The organism is Mesorhizobium sp. M0659 (assembly GCF_040320605.1).
Lineage (GTDB): Bacteria > Pseudomonadota > Alphaproteobacteria > Rhizobiales > Rhizobiaceae > Mesorhizobium.
On sequence record NZ_JAMYPY010000007.1, the window covers coordinates 271375 to 284709 of the forward strand.

Here is a 13335-nt window from a genome sequence, read left to right on the forward strand (position 1 = left end):
AAGCGGCCGATGAGCAGTCCTCTCAAATCGACCTTGGCGCTTGCAGCCGCGTTGTTGGTGTTCACCGCTACCAACGCCTCAGGCCAAACCGCGCACATCTTCTGGAAAGATCTGCGTCCTGCGACGCAGGCGGTGGCCGAAGATGCCGGCCTGCCGATGATTGCGGCAAAACTGCCCGATCGTGGCGAGACATTGTCGCTCAACCTGCAGGACAAGACGGTACAATTAGCCGGCTATGCATTGCCGGTCGACCGTGATGGCGATCTCGTCTACCAGTTCCTGCTTGTGCCGTGGACAGGCGCTTGCAGCCACATGCCGACGCCGCCGCCCAACCAGATCGTGCTGGTGACGCCGGCCCGTCCCTACAAGATGTCGCAGGCCTATGAGTCGGTTGCCGTGACCGGCGCCTTGCGGCCCGGCTTGGAGAAGAGCCAGTTGTTCATTCTCGACGGCGTCAGCATCATCCAGTCCGGCTACACCCTACGCAAAGCCGATGTGGTGGCAGTCGACACGGTGCCGGACACGATCACGCTGCCGGTCAACTCGCCCTGGAGTTTCCTCAACAAAAAGAAAAACTAAGCGCCGCCTGCTTGTGCAGCGTCAACGCCCAGTCATGGACAACCGCGCTCAGGCCGCGTTGGCGCCGGATTCCTTGTCCAGCAGCATGTAGTCGAGCGGCATTTCGGTGGTGTACTTGATCTGCTCCATGGCGAAGGACGACGACACGTCGCGGATCTCGATCTTGGCGATCAGCCGCTTGTAGAAGGCGTCATAGGCGGCGATGTCGGGCACCACGACGCGCAGGAGATAGTCGACGTCGCCGCTCATGCGGTAGAATTCGACCACTTCGGGAAATTCCTGGATGACTTCCGAGAAACGCCGCAGCCATTCATGGCTGTGCGAATTGGTGCGGATCGACACGAAGACGGTGACGCGCACATTGACCTTTTCGTGGTCGAGGATGGCGACGCGCCGCTTGATGACGCCCTCTTCCTCCAGCTTCTGGATGCGGCGCCAGCACGGCGTCGTCGACAGGCCGACTTTCTTGGCGACATCGGCAACCGCGAGCGTCGCGTCCTCCTGCAGGAGGCGGAGAATTTTTCTGTCGAGGCGATCCATTAAGGTGCTCCTGGTGCAGGCCGCGTTCCCTCGGGCGCGACGCGCTTTGGGAATAGATTGGCTATACTCCCTCTTATTTCGACCTTTCACAAGAAAGAAATTCTGCCGGATGGCACAAAAGCGAGTGATATCTTGCTTAAAGTCTAATCTATGCGATAGCGGATTTCCGATCTCAGAAACGGCAGCAAATCCATTTCAAACCATGGATTCTGCTTCAGCCATCCTGAGTTGCGCCACGACGGGTGTGGCAGCGGCAGCACTTTCAGGCTGGCCGGCGCATCCCAGATGGTGCGCCAGTCCTTCACGGTTTCGGTCAGCGACGGCCGGCGCGTGGCGCCCATATGCCAGGATTGCGCGTAGGAGCCGATTGTCAAAACGAGGTCGATCTGCGGCATCAGCGCCATCAGCGGCGCGCGCCAGGCCAGCGCGCATTCTCGGCGCGGCGGCAGGTCGCCGCCCTTTGCGTCCTGGCCGGGGAAGCAGAACCCCATCGGCACGATGGCGAATTTATCCGTGTCGTAGAATTCCTCGCTGGTTACGCCCAGCCAGCTTCGCAGCCGGTCGCCGGACGGGTCGGTGAACGGCATGCCGGACGAATGCACCTTTGTGCCTGGCGCCTGGCCGGCGAGCAGGATGCGGGCGCTGGATGATGGCAGCAGCACCGGGCGCGGCTCGTGCGGCAGTGGCCTGCCGACCGGAGTGTCGACGCAGATGCGGCAGGCGCGGACCTTTGCCGTCAAGCGTTCGAGTTCCGCCTCCATCAGGCGGAAGCGCTCGGACGGCTGGAGACGGCGCTGTACCAGCGCAGCACGTTTGTGCACTCGTCCGGCACTTTGATGCGCGCCGGTTTCATGAAATCCATGGCGATCATGCCGGTGATATCGGCGATCGAATAGGCGTCACCGGCGGCGAATTCGCGGTTTGCCAGTTCGGGCTCGAGCAGGTTCAGGAATTCAACCGCTTTCGCCTTGTTGGCCTCGCCCCATTCGGGGATCTGCGGAATTTCCCATTCCTTCATCGCCGGATGGATGTGGCGAAAAGCCTGGGCGACGCAGCTGAGAAGATTGAACTCCATGCGCCTTTGCCACATCTCGACCTTGGCCTTGCCGAGCGCGCCTTGCCCGAACAGCGCCGGTTCGGGATGCAGTTCCTCGAAATAGCGGCAGATGGCGACGGATTCGGTGAGGATGATGCCGTCGTCGAGCTCCAGCACCGGCAGCCGCTGCAGCGGGTTGCGCGACCTGACCGGCTCCTGCTTGTGCCCCATCGCACCCATGTCGACCGGCACCAGCGGCACTGCGATGCCCTTTTCGGCGAGGAAAACCCGTACTCGCCGCGGGTTGGGGGCGCGGCCGCCGTCGAACAGTTTCATGCTTATCCTCCCGATCTGGTCCTTCAACTATAGTGCTCGTCACCAGAAGCGAAACATCTCTCGCAAGGCGTCACCGACCGAAGCCAGGGTGCCGTGCTTTCTTTCGAGCGGGCCGCCGTGGTGGCTTTCGCGCCAGTCTTGCGGCTGATCGAAAGTGCCGGCCCAGATGCCAACCTTGCCGGCGCGGGCAATGGCCTGCTCGGTGTCGAAATCGCCATAGGCAATGGCCCAGCCGGCCTCAACCTGGGCCCGGTTGAGATCCTTTCCACCGGCCTTGCAATCGCCGAGCAGGCGGCCGTAGCGGTCGCGCTGCCAGCCGCTGCAGGTCACCGGATTTCCTGATATCAGCCGCACCAGCGCCTGGCGCGCCAGCCTGCCGCAAGCGTAGTCTGCGCCATCCCTACGGCAGATCTGCTGGTATTCCGGAGCGTCGATGCCGCGCATGCGGATACGTTCGGTGCCAAGAGTGAGTGAATCGCCATCGTTGACGATCGCCACCCCTTGCGCCTTGCGCGTCTCGAAACGGTCGAGGCGTGCGGCGAGCAGGATCAGCAGGCCGAGCAGAATGACCGTCAGCGCGTAATCCAGCAGCTTGCGCCACAGGCTTCGCGGCGGCGGCGGATAGTATCGCCGGCGCGGCCTTGGCGACCACGAACGGCTCATATGGCAAACAGTCTCTTAATCATTCGAACGTAGCTTAACGAATTGAGATCGCTGCGCGCATAAATCGAAGTTTCCATGCCTCTGCTACGCTCGAACACAGCGGATAAATTCATTGTGGACCGCCGGAAACCGCACCGCAACAGCGATGTGGCGCGCGCGGTGCGCAAGACGCGCGACCGTCTTTCGCAGCAGGTTGGCAATCTCGACTTCGACCGTGAACTGCTGAAGCTGCATGCCGGGACCATGGTGCGCGGCGCAGCCGTCATCCCACTGCTGGTGTTGGCGGTCGCGGCGGCCGGGCTGCTGGCCGGTGTGGACAAACAGATCAGCGTCTGGGCGCTGTTCACCCTGATCTGCTATTCGATCGTCGCCTTCATGGCGCGCCGCGTCGAGCGCACCGAAGCCGCCGAGCTCAATCCTGTTCACACCCGCAGGGATTTCCTGATCGGACATTCGCTGTGCGGCCTCGGCTGGGCGTGGTTCGCATGGCTCGGCTGCGCCACCTGCCAGATCGACCAGTTCCAGGCCGCCAAGGCGGTGGTGCTGCTGCTGGCCATGGCGGCGACCGCTATCATGGCGTCGTCCTTGCGCGGCTCTCTGCTTGCCACCTTCGTCGTTCCGGTGGCGGTCTATGCCTATGCTGAAACGAAATTTTGGGTGCCGGTCGGGACGATCATGGTCGCCCTGCTGGTCGCGGCATTGCCGTTCTTTGCCTATATCGCGCGCCATCTCAACCGCTCGTCGCTGATACTTCTGTCCTTTCGCTCCGAAAAGGATGCGCTGCTCGCCGAGGTGGAGACCGCGAAATCGATGTCGGACGAAGCTCGTCGGCGGGCCGAAGACGCCAATCTGGCGAAGTCGCGCTTCCTTGCTTCTATGAGCCATGAGCTCAGGACGCCCCTCAACGCCATTCTCGGTTTTTCCGAGGTGATGGCCAATGAGGTGCTCGGGCCGATGAGCAACCCGACCTATCGCGACTACGCCCGCGACGTGCACGATTCCGGCCAGCATCTGCTCGACCTGATCAACGAAATCCTCGATCTGTCTCGCATCGAGGCCGGCCGCTATCAGCTCAACGAAGAGCCGGTGATGCTGCTCAACATCGCCGAAGATTGCTGCCACATGATGGAATTGAAGGCGCGCAACAAGGACATCCGCATCGTCCAGGATTTCGAAAGTGCCCTGCCCCGGCTGTTCGCCGACGAGCGCGCGGTGCGGCAGATCACGCTCAACCTCCTGTCCAACGCCATCAAATTCACCGCCACCGGCGGCGAAGTTCGCGTGCGCGTCGGCTGGACGGCGGGCGGCGGCCAGTACATTTCGGTCAAGGACAATGGGCCGGGCATACCGGAAGACGAAATCCCGATCGTGCTGTCCGCCTTCGGCCAGGGCTCGATCGCCATCAAGAGCGCCGAACAGGGCACCGGGCTCGGACTGCCGATTGTGCAGGGCCTGCTCGCCATGCATGGCGGCGAATTCGAACTTCAGTCGAAATTGCGCGAAGGCACCGAGGCAATCGCCATCTTCCCGCTCGCCCGAGTGATGGAGGAACTGCCGGCGCTGCCAACCAAGACCGTGGCGGCGGCCCGCCGACGTTGACAGCTTGTTCTAGGCTTTGACCGCCGCCGCCATGCCCGAACTGGTAAGCGCCGCCGCCTTGACCAGACCGGCGGCAAGGGCGGCCCCTGCCCCTTCGCCGTGGCTGATGCCGAGATCGAACAGCGGCCTGAGGCCGAGCCGCTCGGCGGCAAGCCTTTGGCCGGGCTCCGGCGACAGACTGGCCAGCAGGCAATGGTCAAGCGCACCTGGGTTGGCGGCATGCAGCACGGCAGCGGCGGCGGTCGCGGCGAAGCCGTCGAGCAGCACCGGGATTTTTTGCATCCGGGCGGCGAGGATGGCGCCGGCAATGGCCGCAAACTCGCGGCCGCCGACCCGGCGCAGTGCTTCCAACGGGTCCTTCAGAGCCGCACCATGGAAGGCGACGGCTGCATCGACTACATCAGCCTTGCGCGCCTGCATGGCCGCGTCGGCACCGGAGCCGGGGCCGACCCAGTCGGCGCCGCTGCCGCCGAACAGGGCCGCGCACAAGGCCGCCGCAACGGTGGAGTTGCCGACGCCGAGATCGCCGAGGCAAATCAGATCGGCGCCACCGGCGATGGCTTCCATCCCGAAGGCCATGGTGGCGGCGCAGCCGCGTTCGTCGAGGGCGGCGTCCTCGGTGATGTCGGCGGTCGCAATGTGCAGCGCCAGATCGAACACCTTGAGGCCAAGATTGTTGGCGACGCAGATCTGGTTGATTGCCGCACCGCCGGCGGCGCACAGCTCAACGGCGTTTGCGGTCGAAGCGACAGGGCGCGGCGAGATGCCGTGGCGGGTCACGCCATGGTTGCCGGCGAAGATCGCCACCAGGGGCCGGTTCACCGCCGGCGGGGCGCGCCCGCTCCAGGCAGCAAGCCAGGCGGCGATGTCCTCGATGCGGCCAAGCGAGGCTTTCGGCTTGTCGGCCTTGGAAAACAGGGTGCGCACCCTGTTTTCCGCGACTGTATCGGCAGGCGGCAGGCTCGCCAGCAGATTGCGAAAATCGTCGAAGGGCAGCGCGCTGGTCATGTCGGTCCTGATCATCCCCTGTGGTTGATCAGCGGCATAACCGCCTTGCCCGGCCGGCACAACTCCCCTCGACATTGGCGCGAAAGCGTTGCCCCGCGCCGCATTCCGAAGGGCTTGCATTGGCTTTGCCGTTGCACCATGTGGAGATGGAATGAGGATTCCGGACGGAGCCTTCAAGAGAAAGTGATGACGGCCATCGAATCCCCGTGCATCCTGGTCTGTTCGATCGACATGAAAACCGGCTTCTGCTTCGGCTGTGGCCGCACGCGCGATGAAATCGGCTCCTGGATGGGCATGACGCCGGAGGTACGCCGCAGCGTCATGGCCGAGTTGCCGGCCCGATTGGAAACGGTCGAGCGCCGGCCGCGCCGGGAGACACGCCGCAGCCGCATGGCGCGCGAGCGCGACGTCCTCTCTTGAAACGGCAGGTCCAATGAACCGACTGTTCTGGATCGTGATGGCGGCAATCGGCCTCGGGCTGGTGCTGCTGATGATCAACAACGACGCCGGCAGCACGTTCGGCATCGAGAATTACGATTTCAGCCGTCTGGTCTGGCTGGGGGCGATCGGCTTGCTGGTCAGCGCCGGCCTTGTCCGGTCCGGCAGGCCGCTCGGCGTCATGGCCCGCAATCTCGGCACGTGGGCCCTGATCGTGTTGGCGCTCGTCGCCGGCTACCAGTACCGCTACGAGTTGCAGGATTTCGCCAGCCGGGTGACGGCGGGCCTCGTTCCCGGCAGCCCGCTGGCGCTCGGCGTCGAGGACGGCCATGCCACCGTGACCCTGGACAAGGCCGACAGCGGCCATTTCGAGGCCCGCATCACGATCAACGGCGCACCGATCCGCACCGTCGTCGATACCGGCGCGACCAGTACAGTGCTCAGCGCCGAAGACGCGCAGGCGGCCGGCTTCAATCCGGCAGCGCTGAGCTTCACTGTCCCGGTCTCGACCGCCAATGGCATGGCGCGCGCCGCTTCGGTGCGCACCGACGAACTGGCGATCGGCGGCATCGTGCGCAGGAACATGCAAGTCATGGTCGCCGCGCCCGGCGCGCTCAGCCAGAGCCTGCTCGGCATGAATTTCATCGGTTCGCTGTCGGGTTTCGACGTGCGCGGCGACCGGATGATCTTACGCGACTGAACTGCTTAAGCGGCCTTTTCAACACGGTCGAAATCGACGGCAGCGAACGCTGCCTTCAGCACATCCGGTCCGGCGCCGGGTTTCGTCGCGTCGGTGGACAGTATCTGCCGGAAGCGGCGCGCGCCGGGCAGGCCGTGGAACAGCCCGACCATGTGGCGGGTGACGTGGCCGAGCCGCCCGCCCTGCTCGATATGCCGCGCCGTGTAGTCGGCAATCGTGTCGATCAGCGCGGCAAAATCGTAGGTGCCGGCCTTGCCGCCGTAGAATGCCGCGTCGACGCCGGCCAGGATGCCTGGCGTGTGGTAGGCGGCGCGGCCAAGCATGGCGCCATCGACATGATCGAGGTGGCGAGCCGCCTCTTCGAGCGATTGAACGCCGCCATTGATGCCGATGAATTTGTTCGATTTTCCCGCCTTGAGGCGATAGACCCTGTCATAGTCGAGTGGCGGGATGTCGCGATTTTCCTTCGGGCTCAGACCCTCCAGCCAAGCCTTGCGCGCATGCACCCACAGCGCGTCGGCGCCGGCCGCGAAAACGCCGTCGGCCAGCGCGTCGAGCGCGGGCTCCGGATCCTGCTCGTCGACGCCGATGCGGCATTTGACCGTCACCGGGATTGTCACCGCCGCCTTCATCGCCTCCACACAATCGGCGACGAGGTCCGGCACTTTCATCAGGCAGGCGCCGAACGTGCCGGACTGGACGCGGTCGGACGGACAGCCGACATTGAGATTGATTTCGTCGTAACCGAAGCCCTCGCCGATGCGCGCCGCCTCGGCCAGCTTTTGCGGATCGGAGCCACCGAGCTGCAGTGCCACCGGATGTTCGATCTCGTCAAAACCAAGCAGCCGCTCGCGCGCGCCATGGATCACGGCGTCCGCCACCACCATTTCGGTGTAGAGCAGCGCACGCCGCGTCAACTGGCGGTGGAAGAACCGGCAATGCCGGTCGGTCCAGTCCATCATAGGCGCAACGGAAATCCTATGGGCTTGATTTATCACGCTTTTTCTCGTATTTTCAGGGCCTTAAAACGTGCACACGTTCGCCATTTGTACGACACGATATCCGTCAGTTTTCGCATTTTGTACCCCTCCCTGTGCACACAGCGTGCACGAAAAAGAGACCACCCATGGCGTCCATCAACAAGTTGGCTTCCGGCAAGTGGCGTGTGCAGGTTCGCTGCAAGGGCCACTCCCTCAGCACCAGCTTCTCGCTCCGCAAGGACGCCGAGATGTGGGCGCGCCGAATTGAGCGAGAAATCGACCTGGGTCAGAAGCCTGCTCCCAAGCACAAGGACGGGATCAAAACGGTCTCCGACCTGATCGACCTGCATATCGCCGATATGACGGAAGTTGGCAAGTTGATCGGGCGTTCGAAGGCATTCAGCCTGGACCTGCTACGAGCCAGGCTCGGAAGGCTCAACATCGCGGATCTCAGTCGCGAACAGGTCATAAAGTTCGGCAAGGAACGAGCCGAGGAAGGCGCCGGACCTGTCACCGTTGGAATAGACATCGGATACATCCGGACATTGCTGGTGCACGGCGCGGCTGTGCATGGACTGCCTTATTCAGCGGACCCGGTGGAACTTGGTCGTGTCGCCCTCGCCCGCTTGGGTCTTGTTGGCAAGGGCAACGAACGCGATCGGCGGCCGACACTTGGCGAGATAGAGGCCCTGATCAGGTACTTCAGAGAAAACAACTTCCAGATTATCCCCGTCGACAAGATCATCCGCTTTGCGATCGCCACCGCCATGCGGCTCGGCGAAATCTGCAACGCCACGTGGGAGGACCTGAACGACCGCAACAACACCCTGCTGATACGAGATCGCAAGGACCCACGCCACAAAAAGGGCAATCACATGCGTATCCCGCTCCTCGATGTGAGTGGTTACGACGCCCGCGCGATCCTCGAAGAGCAGCGTTTCTCCACTGAGGGAAAGGGACGCATCTTCCCCTACAATGGGAAGTCGGCCGGAACCGCCTTCCGACGTGCCTGTCATGAACTTAAGGTCGAGGACCTGCACTTCCACGACCTGCGTCACGAAGGCACAAGCCGCCTGTTTGAAGCTGGCTTCACCATCGAGCAGGTCGCCATGGTCACCGGGCACAAGGATTGGAAGATGCTCCGCCGCTATACCCACTTGGGGCCGGAGCAACTTCATGTGATCGCGGCGAGGCTTCAACAGACACCGCCACATACGGAGTTGCGGCAATCGGCTAATACCACTTTGCCAGACATCCGCCGTTGCTGGGAGGACGACGACGAATCCAGCATGGATTGAGCGATGTTGTCAGGGGTCGCAAGGATTGGAAGAAGTTGCGTTGATATACGCATCTCAGCCGGAAACCCTGCACACGATCCGAACTGCGAGGGCAGCCTAGCCGACCGCCAATAAATTGGCGCTTCCTAAGGAAACCGCAGGCGGCTCCGTGGAAAACGCAGCGATAATCGCCTCGAGCGAGACATTCAATGCGCTGGAAAAGGTCCTGGCCTTCTGCCAAATTGCGACGTAGTGATAGAGCGCGGAAGGTTCCACTGGCTTTATTCCTAGGTTAAACGCCGCGTACTCACGCGCGATGATCTTCGTTTGTGATCGAAATGCCCAGGCCAGCCGAAACGTATCCGGCTTCGTGACCGTTGCAATCGAATTCCACCAGTATGTCTGGCTCAACGCCGGCGAAGCGCAAGGCATTGAAGTTCATCTGGTGAGCGGCGAACTGGGGATCGATATCGACGATCGTTTCGCCTGCCAGGTCTTGCGCCTCGATACAGGTTCGTTTTGAGAAACGGTGGTCGGGATGAAGGATGCATACGTTTCGTGCCGACCCAAGCGGAACCCATTCAAACAGACTTGCGTTCAGCGGCAGTCTCGAGATTCCAAGATCCGCCCGACCTGCCAGGATGTGCTCGCCGATCTGCTCGTAGCTTCCTGAAATCGAGCGGACATTCGAAGCGGTCTTTGAGTGGATGATCGCCACGACCTTGGGCAAGGTCACGAAACCGAAAACGGAAGGCGCGGCAATCGCGATCCGCTGCTTTTCCTGGTTCTTCATCGCGAAGATCGACGCTTCCAGCCGATCCAGGGACGTCTCTCAAGAGCACGGGACAACGCCTCTTGAGCGGGATGAGCACACCAAGCTGTTCCTTGAAGAACGAAGGGAACGCCGCCCGGAGCCGGACGCTACCCAGCCGTACGGAAATGGCTAGTTCTGCGCGTTTCACTACAGCGGCACACACTCCAAGAGTCGCGAGGATAAAGCCGCTTGGCTGAACTTTTGCGGTGCGCGACCTGTCCAACGCCGGTGAACTCCTCGACAACGCGGGCTGAGGTCAGTACAAAATAGCGGTCGGATTAAGGTCCGATTCTGAAATAGGACTCTTGCGCGCGCCCATGGCTACCGGAACTTCGAACAGCCGGCCCTTGGCGTATCGGGGCCAGATAGGGCGAAGCGCAGGTGCGAGGACGCGGACGACGGTTGGCGCATCGTCGCGGGACAAGCACACAACGAACAGGTCAACGGCCTTTGACCTGAGTTTGCCGAGAACGTCCTCCGGCCCGGCGTGCTCACGGCGATGGTCAAGCCGACCTGAGGGCGTCAAATGGCTGTTTCGTCGCAACGACGCGGCAGCAGCCCAAGCGACGAAATTCGGTGGGATGGCCTGCCTGGCGGCAGACATCGGCCGTGCGAAACTGGCGGAAAGCATGAACTGGCAGACCTCGCCCAGAGCACCCTCAATGGCCTGATGCAGATCCGGGCCAGCAGCGGAACCAAACCAGAATCCTTTGCCATCCTCGCCATATGCCAGCGCGGCGACAACCGGGATCTCAAGATCATTGGTTAGGTCAATCAAATGAAGCTTCCGATGAAGTGTCCGCAACCAGCTACGAAACAACCTCACCAACTCTTCCTGACTTTGCGGTATCGCGACTTCCGGCAATTTAAGGCGATTATACCACCATATGGACACCGCATCGCGTTCAACAAGCTCGAGAACGGCACGTAGCGTCGCCTCTTCTCTATTTAGGCCAGCGGCAAGCCCCGAACTGTCTGCCAAGCAAAATCCGAAATCGTAACAATTCGGGTATGAAAGCAGACAAGACGCTGCCGGCGCATATCCTCGATTTCCTGTTGAGACATGCTCGATCTCCAACCATGATATCGCTCGCCCAGTGTTGAAAGGCCAGGGTATCCATTGGTCTCGATCAGCGCTGGAGTTCCAAACCTCCGCATGGGCCAACTGTCGGGGCGAATACTTCAAAAGATCCCGAGGATCTATTGCCGAACCTTCCATCTCATCGAAGGTGGCCACCACGACCTGTTCGCGACCGGTATATACGGCACTGCTGCGCTCGATGCCTTCCATCACCGTCCGACTGAAGGCCTCGTCTGCGGTTCGGGCGCGCCCAGAAACCAGGCGTCGGCGGCCGGTGTGGTCCGGTGCCAATACGGCGGCGGCGACGTGAAAGGGACATTCCGTGGGCAGCAGCAGTACTGCAGGCGGGCTGGCGAACGTGATCAAAGGGAACCTCAGCGCCTTTCGCGACCTCTGTGGAGCTTCGCCTGCGATGTCCCGGGCAGGCCGACGCTGCATTCCAACTGGCTAATACGCCGATTTGTAGGTAGGATGACTTCTGCGGTGCAACATAATCAACAATTCGGGCTGACGTGCAAACGATAGTATCTGGCGAGGCCGCCTCGTCCGGTACGATCGTGGCCGAGACGCGGAAAAAACTCTTCATCCTGGCCGGTGACATGGTCGGATACAGCGAGTCCGTCTTCCGGAACCCCGAGACGGGCGTCCGTAATCTCGTCACGTCGCGCAACGCGTTTGTGAAGGCGCTGAAGGCAAATGGCGGACGGATAGTTTCGACTCCGGGTGACTTCGTCCTGGCAGCTTTCGAGTCTGCTTCGGACGCAGCGGTTGCTAGCATAGCAGCACAATCAGCGCTTCTCGAAAATAGGCTGCAAGATAGTCGCTGGCGGGTTGGAATTGCGTTCGGAGAGGTTTTTGAAATCGATGGCGACATCTATGGACATGCAGTCAACGTTGCGTCCCGCATTCAGGGAGTAGCGGCGCCCGGCCAGATACTTATGTCCGACGATGTCGTCCGGCGATTTCCTGATGGGTTTTCGGTCGTTACCGAAAGTATTGGCTCTAAGCGCCTGAAGAATATTAGCGAGAGCGTTCACGTATATTGTGTTGTAAGCTCTAAACCGGAGGAATATCGCTCCGACTTTGTAGGGGACATTCAGCAATATAGAGAGAATATTGTAAAGCCGATTGTTGAAATTCAACCGTTTGAGCCGCAAGACGACTCGCAATCGGCGCGGTTCGTCGCGTCATCTCTGCAAGATGAGATTCATCTTGTCTTGGCGCGGCTCACCAATTCGATCTCGGTTCGAGACACGACCGCCGTGGCGCGAGGCAAGCCCCATTATGTCTTGCGATCGAGCATTAGCGCGCGCGGCCAGCATCTCCGGATCATGCCTCGGCTGATTTCGGTGTCTGACGGCGCGACCATCTGGGCCGAGCGATACGACTACGATCTTCGCGACAGCTTCGACGCCCAGGACCAGATTGCCTCGGAAGTCGTATCTGCTTTGCAATTGGCGCTGACCGACGGGGAACAGGCGCAGATTTGGAAGCGTGGAACACGCAGTGGTTTGGCGTGGGAGACCTTTCAGCGAGGTCATGACGAGGAGCGCCGATACACACGGGAGGGGCATCGGCGGGCGAAGGAATTCTATTCCAGTGCACTGGCCATGGATCCCACCTACCTGTGCGCCCTGGTAGCTTTCGGGTTCTGCTATCTCGACGAGGTGCGTCTGGGCTGGGCAGAGAACGACGAGAAAGCGATCCACGAGGCCGAACTTCTATACGAGCGTGCCTCGCGCATTGACGCCGGCCATTCGGACGTGCTGGCTCTGCTGGCATTCTTGCGATTTCTTCAACGGAAGCCTCAGGAGGCGCAGCGGGCCATGGATGATGCCGTCGCGGTCGCGGGTCACAGTCCAGAAATCGTAGGATACCAGGGCGCGCTCATGGATCTGCTCGGCAACTACCCTGCCGCCATTCGGGCCTATAATCGCGCGGCTTCGCTGAGCCACCATGTCTCGCCTTGGATATCGGCCAATCTTGCACTCTCCAATCTGGCGGTGGGGAGAGCCAAAGAGGCTGAACTGATTTGCCGCGAGGTGGTCGCATCGCATCCCGGTTACGTTAGAGCGTGGCTTGCTTTAACGGTCGCGTTGATGCGTCAGGACAAGGTCAGTGAAGCGCTTCGGGCGGCGAGCCGTGCGCTGGACCTGGACCCGAAATTCACGGTGACGGAGTGGTCGCACGGCAGGCCATTTGCGGATGAAGCCCTGCTGGCCGCGTTCGCGAGAGACATGGAGAAGGCTGGCCTTCCCAGTTAGAAGCCGGCCTCACAGGGTAT

14 protein-coding genes are annotated in these 13335 nt (G+C 61.5%); 6 read left to right on the forward strand and 8 right to left on the reverse strand.

Translation table 11 applies throughout. The annotated features are described in order from the left end of the window. Window positions 1–9: 9 nt before the first annotated feature. A complete protein-coding gene (locus NKI31_RS14515) occupies window positions 10–579 on the forward strand; it encodes a DUF3299 domain-containing protein (protein ID WP_023738820.1) in 570 nt (189 codons plus the stop codon). Window positions 580–627: 48 nt separating this feature from the next. Here the strand turns inward: NKI31_RS14515 and NKI31_RS14520 are convergent, their stop codons facing one another. The 4 genes from NKI31_RS14520 to NKI31_RS14535 form a co-directional block, all read right to left on the reverse strand. Next, window positions 628–1119: an Lrp/AsnC family transcriptional regulator gene (locus NKI31_RS14520; RefSeq protein ID WP_023669013.1), complete on the reverse strand. Its 492-nt coding sequence runs from the start codon at window positions 1117–1119 to the stop codon at window positions 628–630. 143 nt (window positions 1120–1262) lie between these two features. Then, complete coding sequence (locus NKI31_RS14525; protein WP_023688514.1) at window positions 1263–1880, reverse strand: uracil-DNA glycosylase family protein; 618 nt, start codon at window positions 1878–1880, stop codon at window positions 1263–1265. After that, a complete protein-coding gene (locus tag NKI31_RS14530; protein ID WP_352651900.1) occupies window positions 1880–2491 on the reverse strand; it encodes a glutathione S-transferase in 612 nt (203 codons plus the stop codon). Before NKI31_RS14530 ends, NKI31_RS14525 begins: the two co-directional genes overlap by 1 nt. A gap of 39 nt (window positions 2492–2530) precedes the next feature. Continuing rightward, window positions 2531–3154 (reverse strand): thermonuclease family protein, encoded by a 624-nt coding sequence (locus tag NKI31_RS14535; protein WP_023750711.1) that lies wholly within the window; start codon window positions 3152–3154, stop codon window positions 2531–2533. A gap of 75 nt (window positions 3155–3229) precedes the next feature. On the opposite strand from NKI31_RS14535, the gene NKI31_RS14540 reads away from it, so the two are divergent. After that, window positions 3230–4753 (forward strand): sensor histidine kinase, encoded by a 1524-nt coding sequence (locus NKI31_RS14540; protein WP_023741201.1) that lies wholly within the window; start codon window positions 3230–3232, stop codon window positions 4751–4753. A 9-nt stretch (window positions 4754–4762) separates the two neighbouring features. Here the strand turns inward: NKI31_RS14540 and NKI31_RS14545 are convergent, their stop codons facing one another. Then, on the reverse strand, window positions 4763–5761 hold the full coding sequence (locus tag NKI31_RS14545; protein WP_352651901.1) for a nicotinate-nucleotide--dimethylbenzimidazole phosphoribosyltransferase: 999 nt from the start codon (window positions 5759–5761) through the stop codon (window positions 4763–4765). A 186-nt stretch (window positions 5762–5947) separates the two neighbouring features. On the opposite strand from NKI31_RS14545, the gene NKI31_RS14550 reads away from it, so the two are divergent. Together NKI31_RS14550 and NKI31_RS14555 are read left to right on the forward strand one after the other, a co-directional pair. Next, the gene (locus NKI31_RS14550; protein WP_352651903.1) at window positions 5948–6181 is read left to right on the forward strand and encodes a DUF1289 domain-containing protein; all 234 of its coding nucleotides are present in this window, start codon (window positions 5948–5950) and stop codon (window positions 6179–6181) included. Window positions 6182–6194: 13 nt separating this feature from the next. Continuing rightward, window positions 6195–6899 (forward strand): TIGR02281 family clan AA aspartic protease, encoded by a 705-nt coding sequence (locus NKI31_RS14555; RefSeq protein ID WP_352651904.1) that lies wholly within the window; start codon window positions 6195–6197, stop codon window positions 6897–6899. A gap of 5 nt (window positions 6900–6904) precedes the next feature. Here NKI31_RS14555 and dusA read toward each other — a convergent pair whose 3' ends face one another. Further along, a complete protein-coding gene (dusA, locus tag NKI31_RS14560) occupies window positions 6905–7897 on the reverse strand; it encodes a tRNA dihydrouridine(20/20a) synthase DusA (protein WP_352651905.1) in 993 nt (330 codons plus the stop codon). Between the two features lie 128 nt (window positions 7898–8025). Between dusA and NKI31_RS14565 the strand changes: the two genes are divergently transcribed. Further along, window positions 8026–9177: a site-specific integrase gene (locus NKI31_RS14565; RefSeq protein WP_352651907.1), complete on the forward strand. Its 1152-nt coding sequence runs from the start codon at window positions 8026–8028 to the stop codon at window positions 9175–9177. A 286-nt stretch (window positions 9178–9463) separates the two neighbouring features. On the opposite strand, the gene NKI31_RS14570 is transcribed toward NKI31_RS14565, so the two are convergent. Continuing rightward, entirely contained in the window at window positions 9464–9949 is a 486-nt protein-coding gene (locus NKI31_RS14570; RefSeq protein WP_352651908.1) for a LysR family transcriptional regulator substrate-binding protein, read from the reverse strand. Window positions 9950–10226: 277 nt separating this feature from the next. After that, the gene (locus NKI31_RS14575) at window positions 10227–11417 is read right to left on the reverse strand and encodes a YcaO-like family protein (RefSeq protein WP_352651909.1); all 1191 of its coding nucleotides are present in this window, start codon (window positions 11415–11417) and stop codon (window positions 10227–10229) included. 191 nt (window positions 11418–11608) lie between these two features. Here NKI31_RS14575 and NKI31_RS14580 point away from each other — a divergent pair, with 191 nt between their 5' ends. Then, window positions 11609–13315, forward strand: coding sequence for a tetratricopeptide repeat protein (locus tag NKI31_RS14580; RefSeq protein ID WP_352651910.1), 1707 nt, complete (start codon window positions 11609–11611; stop codon window positions 13313–13315). The last annotated feature ends 20 nt before the right edge of the window (window positions 13316–13335 follow it).

Excerpts from the sequence above, each read along its gene's own strand:
- NKI31_RS14525 (WP_023688514.1), bottom strand. The coding sequence starts at position 1,880 with ATGGAGGCGGAACTCGAACGCTTGACGGCAAAGGTCCGCGCCTGCCGC.
- NKI31_RS14570 (WP_352651908.1), bottom strand. The coding sequence starts at position 9,949 with ATGAAGAACCAGGAAAAGCAGCGGATCGCGATTGCCGCGCCTTCCGTT.
- NKI31_RS14565 (WP_352651907.1), top strand. The coding sequence starts at position 8,026 with ATGGCGTCCATCAACAAGTTGGCTTCCGGCAAGTGGCGTGTGCAGGTT.
- NKI31_RS14535 (WP_023750711.1), bottom strand. The coding sequence starts at position 3,154 with ATGAGCCGTTCGTGGTCGCCAAGGCCGCGCCGGCGATACTATCCGCCG.
- NKI31_RS14545 (WP_352651901.1), bottom strand. The coding sequence starts at position 5,761 with ATGACCAGCGCGCTGCCCTTCGACGATTTTCGCAATCTGCTGGCGAGC.
- NKI31_RS14540 (WP_023741201.1), top strand. The coding sequence starts at position 3,230 with ATGCCTCTGCTACGCTCGAACACAGCGGATAAATTCATTGTGGACCGC.
- NKI31_RS14550 (WP_352651903.1), top strand. The coding sequence starts at position 5,948 with ATGACGGCCATCGAATCCCCGTGCATCCTGGTCTGTTCGATCGACATG.
- NKI31_RS14555 (WP_352651904.1), top strand. The coding sequence starts at position 6,195 with ATGAACCGACTGTTCTGGATCGTGATGGCGGCAATCGGCCTCGGGCTG.
- NKI31_RS14530 (WP_352651900.1), bottom strand. The coding sequence starts at position 2,491 with ATGAAACTGTTCGACGGCGGCCGCGCCCCCAACCCGCGGCGAGTACGG.
- NKI31_RS14520 (WP_023669013.1), bottom strand. The coding sequence starts at position 1,119 with ATGGATCGCCTCGACAGAAAAATTCTCCGCCTCCTGCAGGAGGACGCG.
- NKI31_RS14515 (WP_023738820.1), top strand. The coding sequence starts at position 10 with ATGAGCAGTCCTCTCAAATCGACCTTGGCGCTTGCAGCCGCGTTGTTG.